Origin of the sequence: Pseudomonas sp. C27(2019) (genome assembly GCF_008807395.1) — a bacterium.
In the GTDB taxonomy this organism is placed as follows: domain Bacteria; phylum Pseudomonadota; class Gammaproteobacteria; order Pseudomonadales; family Pseudomonadaceae; genus Denitrificimonas.
The window spans coordinates 2561787-2579683 of record NZ_CP043320.1 but is presented as its reverse complement, the minus strand read 5'-3'; the positions used below and the strand labels follow the sequence as shown (position 1 = coordinate 2579683).

The 17897-nt window shown below is 48.5% G+C and carries 29 protein-coding genes; 28 read left to right on the top strand and 1 reads right to left on the bottom strand.

The window, feature by feature from the left end; translation table 11 throughout:
• The first annotated feature begins 53 nt into the window (after positions 1-53).
• From rplC to FXF61_RS11715, 28 genes are all read left to right on the top strand, one after another.
• Positions 54-689 (top strand): 50S ribosomal protein L3, encoded by a 636-nt coding sequence (rplC, locus tag FXF61_RS11850; RefSeq protein WP_151185468.1) that lies wholly within the window; start codon positions 54-56, stop codon positions 687-689.
• Between the two features lie 15 nt (positions 690-704).
• A complete protein-coding gene (gene rplD / locus FXF61_RS11845; protein WP_151185467.1) occupies positions 705-1307 on the top strand; it encodes a 50S ribosomal protein L4 in 603 nt (200 codons plus the stop codon).
• Positions 1304-1603 (top strand): 50S ribosomal protein L23, encoded by a 300-nt coding sequence (gene rplW, locus FXF61_RS11840; RefSeq protein WP_022965456.1) that lies wholly within the window; start codon positions 1304-1306, stop codon positions 1601-1603. Before rplD ends, rplW begins: the two co-directional genes overlap by 4 nt.
• A gap of 14 nt (positions 1604-1617) precedes the next feature.
• Complete coding sequence (gene rplB / locus FXF61_RS11835; protein WP_151185466.1) at positions 1618-2439, top strand: 50S ribosomal protein L2; 822 nt, start codon at positions 1618-1620, stop codon at positions 2437-2439.
• Positions 2440-2455: 16 nt separating this feature from the next.
• On the top strand, positions 2456-2731 hold the full coding sequence (gene rpsS, locus FXF61_RS11830) for a 30S ribosomal protein S19 (RefSeq protein WP_151185465.1): 276 nt from the start codon (positions 2456-2458) through the stop codon (positions 2729-2731).
• 12 nt (positions 2732-2743) lie between these two features.
• Positions 2744-3076, top strand: a complete 333-nt coding sequence (gene rplV / locus FXF61_RS11825; RefSeq protein WP_151186093.1) for a 50S ribosomal protein L22 — start codon at positions 2744-2746, stop codon at positions 3074-3076.
• 13 nt (positions 3077-3089) lie between these two features.
• Entirely contained in the window at positions 3090-3776 is a 687-nt protein-coding gene (rpsC, locus tag FXF61_RS11820; protein ID WP_151185464.1) for a 30S ribosomal protein S3, read from the top strand.
• Positions 3777-3788: 12 nt separating this feature from the next.
• Entirely contained in the window at positions 3789-4202 is a 414-nt protein-coding gene (gene rplP, locus FXF61_RS11815) for a 50S ribosomal protein L16 (RefSeq protein WP_151185463.1), read from the top strand.
• The gene (gene rpmC / locus FXF61_RS11810; protein ID WP_022965450.1) at positions 4202-4396 is read left to right on the top strand and encodes a 50S ribosomal protein L29; all 195 of its coding nucleotides are present in this window, start codon (positions 4202-4204) and stop codon (positions 4394-4396) included. Before rplP ends, rpmC begins: the two co-directional genes overlap by 1 nt.
• Before the next feature lie 2 nt (positions 4397-4398).
• Entirely contained in the window at positions 4399-4665 is a 267-nt protein-coding gene (gene rpsQ, locus FXF61_RS11805) for a 30S ribosomal protein S17 (RefSeq protein WP_151185462.1), read from the top strand.
• Between the two features lie 23 nt (positions 4666-4688).
• On the top strand, positions 4689-5057 hold the full coding sequence (rplN, locus tag FXF61_RS11800) for a 50S ribosomal protein L14 (protein ID WP_151185461.1): 369 nt from the start codon (positions 4689-4691) through the stop codon (positions 5055-5057).
• A 12-nt stretch (positions 5058-5069) separates the two neighbouring features.
• Positions 5070-5384: a 50S ribosomal protein L24 gene (gene rplX / locus FXF61_RS11795; RefSeq protein ID WP_151185460.1), complete on the top strand. Its 315-nt coding sequence runs from the start codon at positions 5070-5072 to the stop codon at positions 5382-5384.
• A gap of 19 nt (positions 5385-5403) precedes the next feature.
• Positions 5404-5943, top strand: coding sequence for a 50S ribosomal protein L5 (gene rplE, locus FXF61_RS11790; protein ID WP_151185459.1), 540 nt, complete (start codon positions 5404-5406; stop codon positions 5941-5943).
• 10 nt (positions 5944-5953) lie between these two features.
• Positions 5954-6259: a 30S ribosomal protein S14 gene (rpsN, locus tag FXF61_RS11785; RefSeq protein ID WP_151185458.1), complete on the top strand. Its 306-nt coding sequence runs from the start codon at positions 5954-5956 to the stop codon at positions 6257-6259.
• Between the two features lie 174 nt (positions 6260-6433).
• A complete protein-coding gene (gene rpsH, locus FXF61_RS11780) occupies positions 6434-6826 on the top strand; it encodes a 30S ribosomal protein S8 (RefSeq protein ID WP_151185457.1) in 393 nt (130 codons plus the stop codon).
• An 11-nt stretch (positions 6827-6837) separates the two neighbouring features.
• Entirely contained in the window at positions 6838-7371 is a 534-nt protein-coding gene (gene rplF / locus FXF61_RS11775; RefSeq protein ID WP_151185456.1) for a 50S ribosomal protein L6, read from the top strand.
• Between the two features lie 9 nt (positions 7372-7380).
• Positions 7381-7731 (top strand): 50S ribosomal protein L18, encoded by a 351-nt coding sequence (rplR, locus tag FXF61_RS11770; protein ID WP_028244128.1) that lies wholly within the window; start codon positions 7381-7383, stop codon positions 7729-7731.
• A gap of 3 nt (positions 7732-7734) precedes the next feature.
• Positions 7735-8256: a 30S ribosomal protein S5 gene (gene rpsE / locus FXF61_RS11765; RefSeq protein WP_151185455.1), complete on the top strand. Its 522-nt coding sequence runs from the start codon at positions 7735-7737 to the stop codon at positions 8254-8256.
• A gap of 2 nt (positions 8257-8258) precedes the next feature.
• Positions 8259-8441 carry a 50S ribosomal protein L30 gene (gene rpmD / locus FXF61_RS11760; protein WP_151185454.1) on the top strand — a complete coding sequence of 61 codons (183 nt, stop codon included), beginning with the start codon at positions 8259-8261 and terminating at the stop codon, positions 8439-8441.
• Between the two features lie 3 nt (positions 8442-8444).
• A complete protein-coding gene (gene rplO / locus FXF61_RS11755; RefSeq protein ID WP_151185453.1) occupies positions 8445-8879 on the top strand; it encodes a 50S ribosomal protein L15 in 435 nt (144 codons plus the stop codon).
• Positions 8880-10214: a preprotein translocase subunit SecY gene (gene secY, locus FXF61_RS11750; RefSeq protein ID WP_151185452.1), complete on the top strand. Its 1335-nt coding sequence runs from the start codon at positions 8880-8882 to the stop codon at positions 10212-10214.
• A gap of 27 nt (positions 10215-10241) precedes the next feature.
• A complete protein-coding gene (gene rpmJ / locus FXF61_RS11745; RefSeq protein WP_151185451.1) occupies positions 10242-10358 on the top strand; it encodes a 50S ribosomal protein L36 in 117 nt (38 codons plus the stop codon).
• A gap of 125 nt (positions 10359-10483) precedes the next feature.
• Positions 10484-10840, top strand: coding sequence for a 30S ribosomal protein S13 (gene rpsM, locus FXF61_RS11740; protein WP_151185450.1), 357 nt, complete (start codon positions 10484-10486; stop codon positions 10838-10840).
• 31 nt (positions 10841-10871) lie between these two features.
• Positions 10872-11261: a 30S ribosomal protein S11 gene (rpsK, locus tag FXF61_RS11735; protein WP_151185449.1), complete on the top strand. Its 390-nt coding sequence runs from the start codon at positions 10872-10874 to the stop codon at positions 11259-11261.
• A gap of 18 nt (positions 11262-11279) precedes the next feature.
• Positions 11280-11900, top strand: coding sequence for a 30S ribosomal protein S4 (rpsD, locus tag FXF61_RS11730; protein ID WP_151185448.1), 621 nt, complete (start codon positions 11280-11282; stop codon positions 11898-11900).
• 22 nt (positions 11901-11922) lie between these two features.
• Positions 11923-12924, top strand: a complete 1002-nt coding sequence (gene rpoA / locus FXF61_RS11725; protein ID WP_151185447.1) for a DNA-directed RNA polymerase subunit alpha — start codon at positions 11923-11925, stop codon at positions 12922-12924.
• Between the two features lie 44 nt (positions 12925-12968).
• Positions 12969-13355 carry a 50S ribosomal protein L17 gene (gene rplQ / locus FXF61_RS11720; protein WP_151185446.1) on the top strand — a complete coding sequence of 129 codons (387 nt, stop codon included), beginning with the start codon at positions 12969-12971 and terminating at the stop codon, positions 13353-13355.
• Between the two features lie 173 nt (positions 13356-13528).
• A complete protein-coding gene (locus FXF61_RS11715; protein ID WP_151185445.1) occupies positions 13529-14980 on the top strand; it encodes a catalase in 1452 nt (483 codons plus the stop codon).
• Positions 14981-15049: 69 nt separating this feature from the next.
• On the opposite strand, the gene uvrA is transcribed toward FXF61_RS11715, so the two are convergent.
• The gene (gene uvrA / locus FXF61_RS11710; protein WP_178087306.1) at positions 15050-17869 is read right to left on the bottom strand and encodes an excinuclease ABC subunit UvrA; all 2820 of its coding nucleotides are present in this window, start codon (positions 17867-17869) and stop codon (positions 15050-15052) included.
• Positions 17870-17897: the final 28 nt, after the last annotated feature.

Here is a 17897-nt window from a genome sequence, read left to right as displayed (position 1 = left end):
GAAATGGGCGGCCATAGCGGGTGAAAGCCCCGTACACTCATGAGGTTTTAGACATGACTATAGGTGTAGTCGGTCGTAAATGCGGGATGACCCGTATTTTCACCGAAGATGGTGTCTCTATTCCGGTGACTGTTATTGAAGTCGAGCCGAATCGAGTCACTCAGTTTAAAAATGAAGAAAGCGATGGCTATCGCGCTGTGCAAGTGACTGTGGGTGAGCGTCGTGCTTCCCGCGTGACTAAAGCGCAGGCAGGTCATTTTGCTAAGGCTGGCGTTGCTGCTGGTCGTACAGTTCTCGAGTTTCGTCTTGAAGACGGCGAGTACCAGCCAGGCGACCAAGTTACTGTTGACTTGTTTACTGCTGGTCAGCTTGTCGATGTGACGGGTCAGACTAAGGGTAAAGGCTTTGCCGGTACCATTAAGCGCTGGAACTTCGCAGGTCAAGATGCGACTCACGGTAACTCTGTATCTCACCGTGTTCCGGGTTCGATTGGTCAATGTCAAACTCCGGGTCGCGTCTTCAAAGGCAAAAAAATGTCTGGTCATATGGGCGCTGAGCGTCAGACCACACAGTCCTTAGAAGTCGTGCGTGTCGATGCTGAGCGCAATTTGCTGCTGGTTAAAGGTGCTGTTCCAGGCGCTCCCGGTGGTAATGTCATTGTGCGTGCAGCGGCGAAGGCTCACGGTTAAGAGGGGAATGCCGATATGCAAATTAATGTAAATGGCGCCCAGGCAATTGATGTCTGTGAGCGTACCTTTGGCGGCGAGTTCAATGAAACTCTAGTGCACCAAGCTGTAGTTGCTTACATGGCTGGTGGTCGTCAAGGCAGTAAGAAACAAAAGACTCGTTCAGAAGTTTCTGGTGGTGGTAGAAAACCTTGGCGTCAAAAAGGTACTGGACGTGCCCGTGCTGGTACGATCCGCAGTCCTATCTGGCGTGGGGGTGGGGCGACATTTGCTGCGCGTCCACAGGACCATTCACAGAAACTCAATAAGAAAATGTATCGCGCTGCGATGCGTTCAATTCTTGCTGAGCTGGTTCGTCAAGATCGTTTAGTGGTTGTTGAAGATATTTCTGTTGATGCCCCTAAGACAAAAGCCCTGCTGAGCAAGTTAGATACCTTGGGTCTTCAGGATGTATTGATCGTTTCAGAGAATGTTGAGCAGAACTTATATCTTGCTGCTCGCAACTTGCCGCATGTTGATGTGCGTGATGTTCAAGCGTCTGATCCAGTGAGTCTGATTGCTTATGACAAAGTCTTGATGACCGTGTCTGCAGTTAAGAAATTTGAGGAGATGCTGGGATGAACCAGGAACGCGTATTTAAAGTGCTACTTGGCCCGCACGTCTCTGAAAAGGCTACTATGCTGGCTGATGGCAAGAGCCAGTTTGTTTTCAAAGTTGCAATTGATGCAACTAAGCTGGAAGTCAAAAAGGCAGTTGAAAGCTTATTCGACGTAAAAGTAGCAAACGTAAATACCCTTAAAGCTAAGGGTAAAACTAAGCGTACTGCACGTGGTTTAGGTCGCCGCAACGACTGGAAGAAAGCGTATATCGCTCTTCAGCCAGGCCAGGATATCGATTTCACCAGCAGTGCTGAGTAAGATAGGGGTGCATCATGGCAATTGTTAAATGCAAACCGACTTCTGCTGGCCGTCGTTTCGTCGTCCGCGTAGTCAACAAGGAGCTGCATAAAGGCGCTCCTTACGCACCACTGCTCGAGAAAAAATCGAAGACTGGTGGTCGTAACAATAATGGTCGTATTACCACGCGTCATATTGGTGGTGGTCATAAGCAGCATTACCGTTTGGTGGATTTCCGTCGTAACAAAGATGGTATTCCAGCAACCGTAGAGCGCATTGAATATGATCCAAACCGTACTGCGCATATTGCTTTATTGAAATATGCTGATGGTGAGCGTCGTTATATTTTGGCACCTAAAGGTGTAAGTGCTGGTGAGCAGCTGATGTCGGGTGCACATGCGCCGATTAAAGCAGGTAATAGCTTACCTTTACGTAACATTCCGCTAGGTTCTACAATTCACGGTGTTGAGCTTAAGCCAGGCAAAGGTGCGCAAATTGCACGCTCTGCAGGTACTTCTGCGCAGCTCGTAGCTCGCGAAGGTGTGTACGTGACTTTGCGTCTGCGTTCAGGTGAAATGCGTAAAGTGCTCTCTGAGTGCCGCGCAACATTGGGCGAAGTTTCGAATCATGAGCATTTCCTACGCTCATTGGGTAAAGCAGGTGCTTCACGTTGGGCAGGTATTCGTCCGACTGTGCGTGGTGCTTGTATGAACCCGATTGACCACCCGCATGGTGGTGGTGAGGGTCGTACTTCTAGTGGTCGTCACCCGGTTACACCGTGGGGCAAACCAACTAAGGGCGCGAAAACTCGTTCGAACAAACGCACCGATAACATGATCGTTCATCGCCGCAAATAATTAGAGGGATACGCAAGTGTCACGTTCTCTTAAAAAAGGTCCTTTTATCGATCTTCACCTCTTGAAGAAGATCGAAGTTGCGGTGGAAAAGAACGATCGCAAACCAGTGAAAACCTGGTCGCGTCGTTCAATGATTCTGCCGCAGATGGTTGGTTTAACCATCGCAGTACATAACGGTCGTCAGCATGTCCCAGTTCTAGTGAGCGAAGATATGGTCGGCCATAAACTCGGCGAATTCTCTGCTACGCGTACCTATCGCGGTCACGTTGCAGACAAGAAAGCTAGGCGTTAAGGGGTATTAATGATGGAAGTTGCCGCTAAGCTGTTGGGCGCTCGCATTTCTGCCCAGAAAGCTCGCTTGGTCGCTGACCAAATTCGCGGGAAGAACGTGGGTGAAGCGCTTAATATTTTGACTTTCAGCAGTAAAAAAGCTGCTGAAATCATCAAGAAAGTGTTGGAATCTGCGATTGCTAACGCTGAACATAACGAAGGCGCTGACGTAGATGACCTTAAGGTATCTACTGTTTTCGTTAACGAAGGTCGTTCGCTAAAGCGCATCATGCCTCGTGCCAAAGGCCGAGCTGATCGCATCGTCAAGCGGTCTTGCCATATCACTGTCAAGGTTGCCGACAAGTAACGGAGTTGATCAGATGGGTCAGAAAGTACATCCCATTGGCATGCGCCTGGGAATAGTCAAGGAACACACGTCCGTTTGGTATGCAGATCGCAAAAATTATGCGGATTATCTGAATGCTGATTTAGAAGTACGTGCGTATCTTTTAGACAAATTAAAAAACGCGTCCGTTAGCCGTATCGACATTGCTCGTCCGGCTCAAACAGCACGTATCACCATTCACACTGCTCGTCCCGGTATTGTTATCGGTAAGAAAGGTGAGGATGTTGAGAAATTACGTCAGGACCTGACCAAAAAAATGGGCGTGCCTGTGCACATTAACATCGAAGAGATCCGCAAGCCGGAACTTGACGGTATGTTAGTCGCGCAGAGCGTTGCTCAGCAGCTGGAACGTCGTGTAATGTTCCGTCGCGCTATGAAGCGTGCGGTACAGAACGCCATGCGTATTGGTGCCAAGGGCATCAAAATCCAAGTGAGCGGTCGTCTAGGCGGTGCTGAAATCGCACGTACCGAATGGTATCGCGAGGGTCGTGTGCCGTTGCACACACTGCGCGCTGATATCGATTATGCAAACTACGAAGCACACACCACTTACGGTGTGATTGGCGTCAAGGTTTGGATCTTCAAGGGCGAGGTCATCGGTGGCCAGCATGAAGAGCTAAAACCAACAGCACCAGCGCCTCGTAGAAAAGCCGCACGTTAAGGAGTACGCAGAATGTTACAACCAAAGCGTACGAAGTTCCGCAAAATGATGACAGGCCACAACCGTGGCTTGGCTCTGCGCGGTAGCAAAGTCAGCTTCGGCGAATACGGTCTAAAAGCTGTAGCCCGTGGCCGCCTCACCGCACGTCAGATTGAGTCAGCGCGTCGCGCATTGACCCGCCACGTTAAGCGTGGTGGTAAAATCTGGATTCGTGTGTTCCCAGACAAGCCGATTACCAAAAAGCCACTCGAAGTTCGTATGGGTAAAGGTAAAGGTTCTGTTGAGTACTGGGTTTGCTTGATTCAACCAGGCAAAGTTCTGTACGAAATCGAGGGTGTATCGGAAGAATTAGCCCGTGAGGCATTTGCCTTAGCGGCAGCAAAATTACCGATCGCAACATCCTTTGTTAAGCGGACGGTGATGTAATGAAAGCTACCGAACTTCGTGAAAAATCAGTAGAGCAGCTGAACGAGCAATTGCTTGATCTGCTCCGTGACCAGTTTAATTTGCGTATGCAAAAAGCAACTGGCCAATTGACGCAGTCTCACCTGCTGTCGCAAGTGAAGCGTGATATTGCGCGTGTTAAGACTGTGCTCAAGCAGCAGAAGGCAGGTAATTAATCATGGCTGAAGCTCAGAAATCCGTCCGTACGTTAACAGGAATGGTTGTTAGCGATAAAATGGACAAGACAATCACTGTATTAATCGAGCGTCGCGTTAAGCACCCGATTTACGGTAAATATGTTAAGCGTTCGACTAAACTACATGCGCATGACGAAACAAATCAGTGCCGCACTGGCGACAAGGTCACTATCAGTGAAACCCGTCCGCTTGCTAAGACTAAGTCTTGGGCACTGGTTGAAGTCGTTGAGCGCGTGGAAGTGGTCTAAGGGCCTAGGGTCGGAGAAATTATATGATTCAGACTCAATCTATGCTTGATGTCGCTGATAACAGCGGCGCTCGTCGAGTAATGTGCATCAAGGTCCTTGGCGGTTCACACCGTCGCTATGCCGGTATCGGTGACATCATCAAAGTCACTGTTAAGGAAGCAATTCCGCGCGGCAAAGTTAAAAAAGGCCAAGTAATGACCGCTGTAGTGGTACGTACCCGTTTTGGTGTGCGTCGCCCAGACGGTTCAATCATTCGCTTCGATGGCAATGCGGCTGTTCTTTTGAACGCAAAGCAAGAGCCAATCGGAACTCGTATCTTCGGGCCAGTGACGCGCGAACTTCGTAACGAAAAGTTTATGAAGATCGTCTCACTTGCACCTGAAGTGCTTTAAGGAGTCGCCGTCATGCAAAAGATTCGTCGTAACGACGAGATCATCGTCATCGCCGGCAAGGATAAAGGCAAACGTGGTAAGGTGCAGAAAGTATTGGCCGACAACCGATTGGTTGTGACTGGTATCAATATGGTGAAGCGCCATACCAAGCCTAATCCGATGTCCGGAGTTCAGGGCGGTATCGTCGAGAAGGAAGCGCCGTTAAATGCTTCTAACGTGGCTATTTTTAATGCTGAAACCAGTAAAGCAGATCGCGTTGGTTTCAAAATTGAAGATGGCAAGAAAATTCGTGTCTTCAAGTCAACCCAAAAACCGGTTGAAGCTTGAGGCTGCTAGGTAGATCACCATGGCACGACTGAAAGAGCTATATCGGAACGAACTTACACCTAAATTGAAGGAAGAACTTCAATTAGCGAACGTAATGGATGTTCCGCGTGTAACAAAGATTACACTTAACATGGGTCTTGGCGAAGCGGTTACCGATAAGAAAGTTATCGAGCACGCAGTAGCTGACCTTGAAAAAATCACTGGCCAAAAGCCTGTGGTAACCTATGCGCGCAAATCTATTGCGGGTTTCAAAATCCGTGAAGAGTGGCCGATTGGGGTTAAAGTTACCTTGCGTAACGAAATTATGTATGAATTTCTAGATCGTTTGCTTTCGATCTCCCTGCCACGAGTTCGTGACTTCCGCGGTTTGAACGCGAAGTCTTTTGACGGTCGCGGTAACTACAGCATGGGTGTAAAAGAGCAAATCATTTTCCCGGAAATTGATTACGATAAAATCGATACGTTGCGTGGTTTAGATATAACTTTAACCACATCTGCACGTAACGATGAAGAAGGCCGTGCTTTACTGCGTGCTTTCAAGTTCCCGTTCCGTAACTGAGGGTTAGCACATGGCTAAGAAATGCATGATAAACCGTGAGCGCAAACGCGCGTTAACGGTAGCAAAGTATGCTGAGAAGCGTGCTGCGCTAAAAGCTATCATTGCTGATCCGACTTCTAGCGACGAAGCGCGCTGGGAAGCTCAGGTTGCATTGCAAAAACAACCGCGTGATGCATGTGCTGCTCGTCAGCGCAATCGCTGTCGCATCACCGGTCGTCCACATGGCGTATATCGCAAGTTCGGCTTAAGCCGTATTAAATTGCGTGAAGCTGCAATGCGTGGCGATGTTCCAGGTTTGGTTAAGTCCAGCTGGTAAAATATTTAGCTCATAATTACTTATAAGCTGAAAATACGAATCAAGCCCCAATTGGGGCTTGATTCGTTTGTGCATAATCATTTAGAATATCCGGCTCGCAGAGTCTTTATCTCTAATTGTTTTGCGATGGCGGCCATAAGGCCTTTAAATTTATGTATCAGGAGATACAAGCCCATGAGTATGCAGGACCCGTTGTCAGATATGCTGACTCGAATCCGTAATGCCCAGATGGCTGAAAAGTCTGTTGTGACAATGCCTTCTTCTTCCTTGAAGAAAGCAGTTGCTGACGTTCTACAGAGCGAAGGTTATATCACAGGTTTTCAGATCAGCAGTGATGTTAAGCCACTGTTGACCATCGAATTGAAATACTTCGAAGGCCGTCCGGTTATCGAAGAGATCAAACGTGTTAGTCGTCCTGGCCTGCGCCAGTACAAAGCGGCTAATGATCTGCCAAAGGTTCGAGCAGGTTTAGGCGTAGCGATTGTCTCCACCAATAAGGGTGTGATGTCTGATCGTGCTGCGCGCGCTGCCGGTATCGGTGGCGAAGTTCTTTGTAGCGTATTCTAAGGGAGATAAGCATGTCTCGCATTGCTAAGAATCCCGTCACGCTACCAGCCGGTGTAGAGTTTAAACTCGCTGGCCAAGAGCTTTCGGTGAAGGGCGCTAAAGGCGCTCTAAATTTGAATGTACATTGTTCTGTTGAGGTAACTCAGGAAGCAGGCGAGTTACGATTCGCTGCGCGCAATGGTGATCAACATTCAAAAGCTATGGCCGGTACAACCCGTGCCTTAGTCAATAATATGGTTACTGGTGTTTCTGAAGGTTTCGAACGTAAATTGAAGCTCGTTGGTGTGGGTTATCGTGCTCAGGCCAAAGGTTCAGTTTTATCTTTAGCACTGGGTTTCTCACACCCGATTGAGTATGAGTTGCCTGAAGGCGTAACGGCTGAAACGCCAAGCGCTACCGATATCGTTATTCGTGGTATCGATAAGCAGGTTTTGGGTCAAGTTGCTGCCGAAATTCGTCAGTACCGTCGTCCAGAACCATATAAAGGTAAAGGTGTGCGCTACGCTGAAGAAGTTGTGCGCCGCAAAGAAGCTAAGAAGAAGTAGGGCTAGCAAATGAACGACAAGAAAGTTTCAAGACTGCGTCGCTCTCGCAAAGCACGTCTGAAGATGAACGAGTTACAAGTGACTCGTCTTTGCGTGTTTCGCTCTTCGCAGCATATTTATGCCCAGGTCATTTCGGCCGACGGCAGCCAGGTATTAGTTTCGGCTTCTACTTTGGATTCGCAACTGCGCGATGGAGCCACAGGCAACATCGAAGCAGCCAAAAAAGTAGGCCAGCTGGTCGCCGAGCGTGCGAAAGCCGCTGGAGTTGCCAAAGTGGCTTTTGACCGTTCTGGCTTCAAGTACCATGGTCGTGTGAAAGCACTGGCTGATGCTGCTCGTGAAGGCGGGCTGGAGTTTTAAGTTATGGCAAATCACGATCAAAGACGCGATAACCGCGACGATAGCCGCGATGAGGGCTACATCGAGAAATTGGTGCAAGTCAACCGTGTTGCTAAAACCGTTAAAGGTGGTCGTATCTTCACTTTCACAGCGCTGAGCGTTGTTGGTGATGGTAAAGGCCGTGTAGGTTTTGGCCGCGGTAAATCACGCGAAGTTCCAGCAGCAATTCAAAAAGCTATGGAAGCAGCACGCCGCAACATGATTCAGGTTGATTTAAATGGTGTTACTTTACAGTACCCAATTAAAGCTGTGCACGGTGCTTCTCGCATCTACATGCAGCCTGCGTCAGAAGGTACTGGTGTTATTGCCGGTGGTGCGATGCGTGCGGTTTTAGAGGTTGCAGGTGTTCAGGACGTACTAGCTAAGTGCTACGGTTCTACCAACCCAGTTAACGTTGTATATGCAACGTTCAAAGGTTTGAAAACAATGCAATCACCTGATTCAATTGCTGCTAAGCGCGGCAAAAGTGTCGAGGAGATTCGCTAACCATGTCTCAAGCAACCGTTAAAGTGACTCTTGTTAAGAGCACGATCGGCCGTTTGGCTAATCACAAGGCTTGCGTACGTGGCTTAGGCTTACGTCGCATTGGTCACACTGTAGAGGTTCTGGATACACCGGAAAATCGCGGTATGATCAATACAGCTTATTATTTGCTTCGAGTGGAGGGCTGATCCATGCAATTGAACGATTTGTGTTCTGCACCAGGTGCCCGTCGCAATAAGCTTCGAGTGGGCCGTGGTATTGGTAGCGGCTCAGGTAAGACTGCTGGTCGTGGTCATAAAGGTCTAACTTCACGTTCTGGTGGTAAAGTTGCTCCAGGATTTGAGGGTGGCCAGCAACCACTATACAAGCGTCTGCCCAAATTCGGTTTCACATCTTTAAAAGCAATGGATCGTGCAGAAGTTCGCACTTCAGAATTATCCAAAGTTGATGGCGATGTGGTATCAGTGCAGTCTCTTAAAGATGCCAATATCATTGGTTTGCATGTAAAGCGCGTTAAAGTCATGTTGTCTGGTGACGTTACTCGCGCAGTTACTTTGCAGGGCATTGGGGTCACTAAAGGTGCCCGCAGTGCTATCGAAGCAGCTGGCGGAAAAATCGAGGAATAAATGGCTAAGAAAGGTTCTCTCTCTGCGATGAATAGTGGTGGTGGTTTGTCCGAGCTATGGGCACGCCTACGTTTTTTATTCATGGCGATTGTTGTCTATCGTATCGGTGCGCATATTCCTGTTCCAGGAATTAACCCTGATCGACTCGCAGACCTGTTTCGACAGAATGAGGGAACCATTCTCAGCCTGTTCAACATGTTTTCAGGTGGCGCTCTAGAGCGTATGAGCATCTTCGCGCTTGGTATCATGCCGTATATTTCGGCATCGATTATTATGCAGTTGATGACCGCTGTGAGTCCTCACCTGGAGCAGTTGAAGAAGGAAGGTGAGTCTGGCCGTCGTAAGATTAGCCAGTACACCCGATACGGCACTTTGTTATTGGCATTTGTACAAGCAATCGGTATGTCCGTTGGTTTGGCCAGTCAAGGTGTCGCTTTTGCAACTGACTTCAATTTCTACTTTGTTGCCATTACCACGTTTGTGGCGGGCGCAATGTTTATGATGTGGTTAGGTGAGCAAATTACTGAGCGTGGTATTGGTAACGGCATTTCTATGCTGATTTTCGCTGGTATTGTTGCTGGTTTACCAGCTGCGATTGGTCAGTCTTTCGAGTCTGCCCGCCAAGGTGATATCAATATCTTCGCCTTAATTGCGATTGGTTTGCTTGCTGTTGCAATCATTGGGTTTGTGGTTTTTATCGAACGTGGTCAGCGACGTATTGCTGTGCATTACGCTAAGCGCCAACAAGGTCGTAAAGTGTTTGCTGCGCAAACAAGCCACCTGCCTTTGAAAGTGAATATGGCGGGTGTTATTCCTGCTATCTTCGCAAGCAGTATCTTGTTGTTTCCAGCGTCTCTTGGTCAGTGGTTTGGCCAATCAGAAAGCATGTCATGGCTTGCGGATGTATCACAAGCACTGGCACCGGGACAGCCTTTGAATATCTTGTTGTTTAGTGCGGGGATTATTTTCTTCTGCTTTTTCTATACAGCACTGATGTTTAACCCAAAAGATGTTGCTGAAAACTTGAAAAAATCCGGTGCGTTTATTCCGGGTATCCGTCCGGGAGAGCAGTCAGCACGCTATATTGATGGTGTGTTAACTCGCTTAACTGCGTTTGGTGCCTTGTACATGACGGCAGTCTGTTTGCTACCACAATTCCTTGTTGTAGCCGCTAATGTGCCGTTTTATCTCGGCGGGACATCGCTATTGATTGTTGTTGTGGTTGTAATGGACTTCATGGCTCAAGTACAATCACACCTCGTTTCTAACCAGTACGATTCCCTGATGAAAAAATCCAACCTAAATGGCTATGGTGGCAGTGGTTTGATGCGCTAATAGTGGTTTGGGCTATAGGAGTTGGTAATGAAAGTTCGTGCATCGGTTAAAAAGCTTTGCCGCAACTGCAAGATCGTACGTCGCGAAGGTGTCATTCGCGTGATCTGTAAAGCGGAACCACGTCATAAGCAGCGCCAGGGCTGATTATGTTGTGTCATGTACCGGGCAGCTAGTGCGCTGTTCGGTTGAATAATATTTTTACAGCATTGGTTCTTGCTTTCACTCTTGGCTTCCTGAAGGTAAGTCGCTGTCAATTGGAGTTACACTGAATGGCCCGTATTGCAGGCGTTAACATTCCGGATAACAAGCATACTGTTATCTCGCTGACCTATATCTTTGGTATTGGTCGGACAACTGCGCAGAAAATTTGCGCTGCTGCCGGAGTGAATCCAGCAGCTAAAATTAAAGATCTCTCAGATGAGCAGATTGAGCAGTTGCGTGGCGAAGTTGCTGGTCTTCACACAGAAGGTGACTTACGTCGTGAAATCAGCATGAACATCAAACGCTTGATGGATTTGGGTTGCTACCGTGGCTTGCGTCATCGTCGTAGCTTGCCACTTCGTGGTCAGCGTACCAAAACCAACGCGCGTACCCGTAAAGGCCCACGCAAGCCGATTCGTAGGTAATCCGTTTTGGTTCTAGATAGGAATTTGATTAATGGCTAAAGCAGCTGCTCGTCCTCGTAAAAAAGTTAAAAAGACAGTGGTAGATGGCATCGCCCACATCCATGCTTCTTTTAACAACACAATTATTACCATCACAGACCGTCAAGGTAATGCCTTGTCTTGGGCTACCTCAGGTGGGTCTGGTTTCCGTGGTTCGCGTAAAAGTACGCCGTTTGCTGCTCAAATTGCAGCAGAGCGTGCTGGTCAAGCGGCTTTGGAATTTGGTTTGAAAAATTTAGAAGTTAACGTTAAGGGCCCAGGTCCTGGACGTGAATCAGCAGTCCGCGCTTTGAATGGTTGCGGTTACAAAATCGCAAGCATCACCGACGTGACGCCCATCCCACATAACGGATGCCGCCCGCCGAAAAAGCGCCGCGTGTAAATTAGGAGACAGTGAAAAATGGCTCGTTACATTGGTCCCAAATGCAAACTGTCCCGTCGTGAAGGCACAGATCTCTTCTTGAAGAGTGGTTCACGCGCGATTGAATCTAAATGCAACATTGAAGCAGCACCTGGCCAGCATGGTCAGCGTCGCACTCGTTTATCTGAGTACGGTACTCAGTTGCGTGAAAAGCAAAAAGTTCGCCGCATGTATGGTGTTCTTGAGCGTCAATTCGCCAGCTACTATAAAGAAGCAGCGCGCCGTAAAGGTGCAACAGGTGAAAACCTTCTGCAACTTTTAGAGTCACGTTTGGATAACGTTGTTTACCGTATGGGTTTTGGCTCTACGCGTGCAGAGTCTCGTCAGTTGGTATCGCATAAGTCGATCACTATTAACGGCAAGACTGTTAACGTTCCGTCATACCAGGTTCAAGCGGGTGATGTCGTTGCTGTACGTGAAAAGTGCAAAAACCAATTACGTATTTCCCAGGCTCTCGAATTGTGTGTCCAGCGTGGCCGCGTCGAGTGGGTTGATGTAGATGCAGAGAAAAAGTCAGGTGTGTTCAAAAGCATTCCTGAGCGCAGTGATCTGTCAGCCGACATCAACGAAAGCCTGATTGTCGAGCTCTACTCCAAGTAAGGGCTAGAAAATAGGTGTATCCATGCAGATTTCGGTAAATGAGTTCCTGACCCCTCGTCAAATTAATGTTGACATGGTCAGTCCGACCCGCGCCAAAATTACCCTTGAGCCTCTCGAGCGTGGTTTTGGACATACTTTGGGCAACGCGCTACGGCGTATATTGTTGTCTTCAATGCCTGGCTGTGCAGTTGTCGAAGTTGAAATCGACGGCGTCTTGCATGAGTACAGTGCTATTGAAGGGGTTCAAGAGGATGTAATTGAGATCCTTCTTAACCTTAAAGGCCTTGCAGTTATCATGCATGGTCGTGACGAAGCCACGCTAACTCTAAGCAAGAAAGGGCCGGGCGTGGTGACTGCTGCCGATATTAAGCTGGATCATGATGTGGAAATCGTCAATGGCGACCACGTGATTGCTAATCTGGCTGACAAGGGCGCATTGAATATGAAGCTGCGTATTGCACGTGGCCGTGGCTATGAATCAGCTGATTCTCGTTTTTCTGACGAAGATGAAAGCCGTAGTATCGGTCGTTTGCAAATCGACGCTCTATTCAGTCCTGTTCGCCGTGTCGCTTACGTGGTGGAAAACGCCCGTGTCGAGCAGCGTACAAACTTGGACAAACTGATCATCGATCTTGAAACCAATGGCACACTTGATCCTGAAGAAGCGATTCGTCGCAGTGCAACAATTCTGCAGCACCAGCTTGCAGCCTTTGTTGATCTCCAGGGTGAAGCGCAAGTGGTTGAAGAGAAGCCGGAAGATGAGATTGATCCAATCTTGTTGCGTCCTGTTGATGATTTAGAGTTGACCGTGCGTTCGGCAAACTGCTTAAAAGCAGAAAGCATCTACTACATTGGTGATCTGATTCAGCGCACCGAAGTAGAGTTGTTAAAAACGCCGAACTTGGGTAAAAAATCCCTGACTGAGATCAAGGATGTTTTAGCCTCGCGTGGTCTGTCCCTCGGTATGCGCCTTGATAACTGGCCGCCGGCAAGTCTGAAGAAAGACGATAAGGCTACGGCCTGATCGCCATTATCACCGAACCGAAGAGTTTGGTAAGGAATTGAATCATGCGTCATCGTAAAAGTGGCCGTCACCTAAGCCGTACCAGCGCCCACCGCAAGGCTATGTTTCAAAACATGGCAGTGTCGCTGTTCGAGCATGAACTGATTAAAACTACTTTGCCTAAAGCTAAAGAACTGCGCCGCGTTGCTGAGCCGTTAATTACTTTGGCCAAAGAAGATAGCGTTGCTAACCGTCGTTTGGCATTTGACCGTACTCGCTCGAAAGCAGCAGTTGGTAAATTGTTCAACGATTTAGGTAAGCGTTATGCAACTCGTCAAGGCGGATATCTGCGCATTTTAAAGTGTGGCTTCCGTGCTGGCGATAACGCGCCTATGGCTTATGTTGAACTAGTTGACCGTCCGGTTGCTGGTGAAGTAGAAGTCGCAGAGTAAGCGATATTGCAGTTCAGAAAACCGAGCCTCGCGCTCGGTTTTTTTGTTTAAGGCTGTGAAGCATAGAAAATATATATCGACTGCTTTTGTTTAATAAATTATGCAATCACTTATATATTTCGGTATTCTCACTGCGAGTTCTTTCATTAGATAGACACAGTAGGAGATACATCATGAGTGATAAACCTAAACTCACATCTGTTTCTGGATGTCCGATTGCTAATAACCAAGACAGTTTAACTGCCGGTGCGCGCGGTCCGATGCTTTTACAAGATGTTTGGTTCTTAGAAAAGCTGGCTCACTTTGATCGAGAAGTGATTCCTGAGCGTCGTATGCATGCTAAAGGTTCAGGCGCCTTTGGTAGCTTCACAGTGACCCATGACATTACTCAGTATACGAAAGCAACGATGTTTGCTGAGGTTGGCAAGCAAACCGATATGTTTGTTCGCTTCTCCACGGTTGCAGGTGAGCGCGGCGCAGCCGATGCTGAGCGAGATATTCGTGGCTTTGCGCTGCGCTTTTACACTGAACAAGGTAACTGGGATTTGGTGGGTAATAACACCCCAGTATTCTTCTTCCGTGATCCGCTAAAGTTTCCTGACCTTAATCATGCGGTTAAACGTGACCCGCGCACCAATATGCGCAGCCCGACCAATAACTGGGATTTCTGGACTGGTTTACCTGAGGCCCTACACCAAATCACAATCTTAATGAGTGATCGGGGTATTCCAGCATCTTATCGCCATATGCATGGTTTTGGTTCGCATACATTTAGTTTCATTAATGCTAACAATGAGCGTTTCTGGGTTAAGTTTCACTTTACAACCCAGCAAGGCATTAAGAATCTGACCGATCAAGAAGCGGCTGAGTTGGTCGGAACAGACCGTGAAAGCTCACAGCGCGATTTGTATGAGGCCATCGAGCGAGGCGATTTCCCACGTTGGACGATGTCTGTGCAAATCATGCCAGAAGCTGATGCGGCAAAAGTACCCTATCATCCGTTTGATCTGACCAAAATCTGGCCAAAAGCTGACTATCCACTGATTGAAGTAGGCTATTTTGAGCTGAATAAGAATCCAGAAAACTACTTTGCTGATGTTGAACAGGCGGCTTTTAATCCAGCGCATATTGTTCCTGGTATTGGCTTCTCACCAGACCGCATGCTGCAAGGCCGTTTGTTCTCCTATGGTGATGCCCAGCGTTACCGTTTAGGTGTGAACCACTATCAAATTCCGGTGAATACGCCTCGTTGCCCATACCACAATTACCACCGTGACGGTGCTATGCGTGTTGATGGCAACCAAGGCAGTCGCTTGCATTACGAGCCCAATAGTCAGGGCGAGTGGCAAGAGCAGCCAGACTTCTCCGAGCCGCCATTGGCTTTAGAGGGTGCAGCAGATCGCTTTGATTTCTGGGAGACAGAGCCGGACTATTTTACTCAGCCAGGTAATTTGTTCCGTTTATTGAGTGCAGATGAGCAGCAAGTACTGTTTGAGAACACTGCGCGCAATATGAATGGCGTACCAGATGACATCAAAATGAAACATATCTGCCATTGTATGCAAGCTGATCCTGCTTACGGGGCAGGGGTTGCTAAGGCATTAGGTATTGAGCTGCCTAAGTAAGGTACTCAGGATATTAGGTGTTAAGTAGCAACACAGGCCTCTGTACGCAGAGGCCTGTGTGTTCACCGCTTACAATTTGTCTTTAAGAAAGCGTCCAGTGTGCGAAATGTTATTGTTAGCGACCTGCTCAGGTGTGCCAGTAGCAATGATCTCGCCACCGCCAGAGCCGCCCTCAGGACCAAGGTCAATAATCCAGTCGGCAGTTTTAATCACATCCAAATTATGCTCAATTACTACGACTGTATTGCCACGATCACGTAAGCGGTGCAGCACATCAAGCAGCTGCTGGATATCGGCAAAGTGCAAACCCGTGGTGGGCTCATCAAGGATGTACAGTGTCTGCCCTGTATCGCGCTTAGACAGCTCACGCGATAGCTTGACCCGCTGCGCCTCACCACCCGAGAGCGTGGTTGCGCTTTGACCAAGACGGATATAGGACAAGCCCACATCTATAAGTGTCTGCAGTCGACGCGCTAGCGCTGGAATGGGATCAAAGAAGGCGCGAGCCTCTTCAATGGTCATATCCAGCACCTCATGAATGTTCTTGCCTTTGTAGCGAATATCCAAGGTTTCACGGTTATAACGCTTACTTTTGCAGGTGTCGCAGGTGACATAAATGTCGGCTAAGAAGTGCATCTCTACCTTGATCATGCCATCGCCTTGACAGGCCTCGCAGCGACCGCCTTTGACGTTAAAGGAGAAACGCCCTGGACTATAGCCACGGGCACGTGACTCGGCTACGCCTGCAAACAGCTCGCGAATGGGAGTGAAGATGCCGGTGTAGGTCGCGGGGTTAGAGCGAGGGGTGCGGCCAATCGGGCTTTGGTCAATATCGACAACTTTATCCAGCTGCTCAACGCCTTCTATTGAATCGTAGGGTGCTGCTTCTAATGTGGTGGCGCCGTTGAGCGCGGTGGCCATTAGCGGGTACAGGGTATTGTTAATTAAGCTCGATTTCCCTGAACCAGAGACCCCAGTGACACAGGTGAGCAAACCCAGCGGTAGCTCTAAAGTAACGTTTTTTAAGTTATTGCCTGTTGCACCCAGCAAGCGCAGCATCTTCTCAGGGTTAATTGGGGTGCGCTGTGGCGGATAGGTGATCTGTTTTTTACCTGATAGATATTGACCGGTTAAGGATGCAGGATTGGCCATCACTTCTTCAGGCGTGCCTTGGGCAACGATTTCGCCGCCGTGGACACCAGCGCCAGGTCCGATATCAACGACATAATCAGCCAAGCGAATAGCATCCTCATCATGCTCAACGACAATGACGGTATTGCCAATTTTGCGCAGGTGATTGAGTGTATCCAGTAAGCGTTCATTATCGCGCTGATGTAAGCCAATGGACGGCTCATCGAGAATATACATCACACCCACCAGTCCAGCACCAATTTGGCTGGCAAGGCGAATACGCTGCGCTTCACCACCGGACAAGGTGTCAGCACTGCGACTTAGGGTGAGGTAATTCAAGCCGACGTTGACTAAGAAACGTAAACGCGCGCTGATTTCTTTAAGAATCTTTTCTGCAATTTCGCCGCGTTTACCCGGTAAGCTCAGTGCAGAAAAATAATCAAAGGCTTCACCAATGGGCATCGCAGTAATGCTGGGTAGCGTATTATCACCGACCCAGACATGGCGTGCTTCACGACGTAGGCGTGCCCCCGCGCAATCTGGGCAGGCTTGGGTGCTTAAGTACTTGCCCAGCTCGTCACGCACCGTGTTGGATTCGGTTTCCCGATAACGGCGCTCTAAATTAGGGACGATGCCTTCAAATGGGTGCGAGCGTTTAACGATATCACCGCGATCATTGAGGTAACGAAACTCAATCTCAGTTTTACCAGTGCCATTCAAGACCACCTGTTGAATCGCTGCGTCCAATTCTTTAAATGGTGTTTCTAGGCTGAAGCCATAGTGATCAGCCAGTGAGTTGAGCATCTGGAAATAGTACACATTGCGTCGGTCCCAGCCGCGAATTGCCCCTTCGGCTAAGGTCAGCTCAGCATTGACTAGGCGCTTGGTATCAAAGAATTGCTTAACCCCTAAACCATCACAGCTTGGACAGGCGCCTGCTGGGTTATTAAAGGAAAATAGCTTAGGTTCTAGCTCGCTAATTGCATGGCCGCAATGTGGGCAGGCAAAACGTGCGGAAAACACCATCTCTTCGCTGCCGTCATCGTCCATAGAGGCAACTAAAGCAATGCCGTCAGTCAGGCGTAATGCGGTTTCAAAGGATTCCGCTAAACGTTGAGCTAGGTCGTCACGTACTTTAAAACGGTCTACAACTACATCAATCGAGTGCTTCTTTTGCTTGTCCAGTTTCGGCACATCGTCGATCTCATGCAGTGTGCCATTGACGCGCACACGCACAAAGCCTTGCGCACGCATTTCTTCAAATACGGAAATGTGCTCGCCTTTGCGCTCGCGCACCACAGGGGCAAGCAACATCAAGCGGCTTTCTGCTTCTCGGTTAAGTACCAGATCGACCATTTGGCTGACAGTCTGAGCTTCTAGCGGCACATGGTGATCAGGGCAATGTGGTATGCCAGCACGCGCATAAAGCAGGCGTAAATAGTCATAAATTTCAGTGATGGTACCCACGGTTGAGCGTGGATTATGTGAGGTTGATTTTTGCTCAATGGAAATGGCTGGCGATAAACCTTCGATGGTATCGACATCAGGCTTTTCCATCATTGATAAAAACTGCCGCGCATACGCCGACAAGGATTCAACATAACGACGCTGACCCTCGGCGTAGAGCGTATCAAAGGCCAAGGATGATTTACCCGAACCGGATAAGCCGGTGATCACGATCAACTTATTTCGAGGCAAATCAATATCAATATTTTTTAAATTATGGGTTCGAGCCCCACGAACTACTATGGTATCCACTGCATTCCTCGCGTTGCGAGCGTAAACG

Bases quoted from the DNA above. Each gene is read 5' to 3' on its own strand.
- rplR (WP_028244128.1), top strand. From the start codon at position 7,381: ATGAACGACAAGAAAGTTTCAAGACTGCGTCGCTCTCGCAAAGCACGT.
- rplF (WP_151185456.1), top strand. From the start codon at position 6,838: ATGTCTCGCATTGCTAAGAATCCCGTCACGCTACCAGCCGGTGTAGAG.
- rpsK (WP_151185449.1), top strand. From the start codon at position 10,872: ATGGCTAAAGCAGCTGCTCGTCCTCGTAAAAAAGTTAAAAAGACAGTG.
- rplC (WP_151185468.1), top strand. From the start codon at position 54: ATGACTATAGGTGTAGTCGGTCGTAAATGCGGGATGACCCGTATTTTC.
- rpsC (WP_151185464.1), top strand. From the start codon at position 3,090: ATGGGTCAGAAAGTACATCCCATTGGCATGCGCCTGGGAATAGTCAAG.
- rplW (WP_022965456.1), top strand. From the start codon at position 1,304: ATGAACCAGGAACGCGTATTTAAAGTGCTACTTGGCCCGCACGTCTCT.
- rpmJ (WP_151185451.1), top strand. From the start codon at position 10,242: ATGAAAGTTCGTGCATCGGTTAAAAAGCTTTGCCGCAACTGCAAGATC.
- rplO (WP_151185453.1), top strand. From the start codon at position 8,445: ATGCAATTGAACGATTTGTGTTCTGCACCAGGTGCCCGTCGCAATAAG.
- rplN (WP_151185461.1), top strand. From the start codon at position 4,689: ATGATTCAGACTCAATCTATGCTTGATGTCGCTGATAACAGCGGCGCT.
- FXF61_RS11715 (WP_151185445.1), top strand. From the start codon at position 13,529: ATGAGTGATAAACCTAAACTCACATCTGTTTCTGGATGTCCGATTGCT.
- rpsE (WP_151185455.1), top strand. From the start codon at position 7,735: ATGGCAAATCACGATCAAAGACGCGATAACCGCGACGATAGCCGCGAT.
- rplB (WP_151185466.1), top strand. From the start codon at position 1,618: ATGGCAATTGTTAAATGCAAACCGACTTCTGCTGGCCGTCGTTTCGTC.
- rpsQ (WP_151185462.1), top strand. From the start codon at position 4,399: ATGGCTGAAGCTCAGAAATCCGTCCGTACGTTAACAGGAATGGTTGTT.
- rpmC (WP_022965450.1), top strand. From the start codon at position 4,202: ATGAAAGCTACCGAACTTCGTGAAAAATCAGTAGAGCAGCTGAACGAG.
- secY (WP_151185452.1), top strand. From the start codon at position 8,880: ATGGCTAAGAAAGGTTCTCTCTCTGCGATGAATAGTGGTGGTGGTTTG.
- rplP (WP_151185463.1), top strand. From the start codon at position 3,789: ATGTTACAACCAAAGCGTACGAAGTTCCGCAAAATGATGACAGGCCAC.
- rplE (WP_151185459.1), top strand. From the start codon at position 5,404: ATGGCACGACTGAAAGAGCTATATCGGAACGAACTTACACCTAAATTG.
- rplD (WP_151185467.1), top strand. From the start codon at position 705: ATGCAAATTAATGTAAATGGCGCCCAGGCAATTGATGTCTGTGAGCGT.
- rpmD (WP_151185454.1), top strand. From the start codon at position 8,259: ATGTCTCAAGCAACCGTTAAAGTGACTCTTGTTAAGAGCACGATCGGC.
- rpsN (WP_151185458.1), top strand. From the start codon at position 5,954: ATGGCTAAGAAATGCATGATAAACCGTGAGCGCAAACGCGCGTTAACG.
- rpsH (WP_151185457.1), top strand. From the start codon at position 6,434: ATGAGTATGCAGGACCCGTTGTCAGATATGCTGACTCGAATCCGTAAT.
- rpsM (WP_151185450.1), top strand. From the start codon at position 10,484: ATGGCCCGTATTGCAGGCGTTAACATTCCGGATAACAAGCATACTGTT.
- rplQ (WP_151185446.1), top strand. From the start codon at position 12,969: ATGCGTCATCGTAAAAGTGGCCGTCACCTAAGCCGTACCAGCGCCCAC.
- rpsD (WP_151185448.1), top strand. From the start codon at position 11,280: ATGGCTCGTTACATTGGTCCCAAATGCAAACTGTCCCGTCGTGAAGGC.
- rplV (WP_151186093.1), top strand. From the start codon at position 2,744: ATGGAAGTTGCCGCTAAGCTGTTGGGCGCTCGCATTTCTGCCCAGAAA.
- rpoA (WP_151185447.1), top strand. From the start codon at position 11,923: ATGCAGATTTCGGTAAATGAGTTCCTGACCCCTCGTCAAATTAATGTT.
- rplX (WP_151185460.1), top strand. From the start codon at position 5,070: ATGCAAAAGATTCGTCGTAACGACGAGATCATCGTCATCGCCGGCAAG.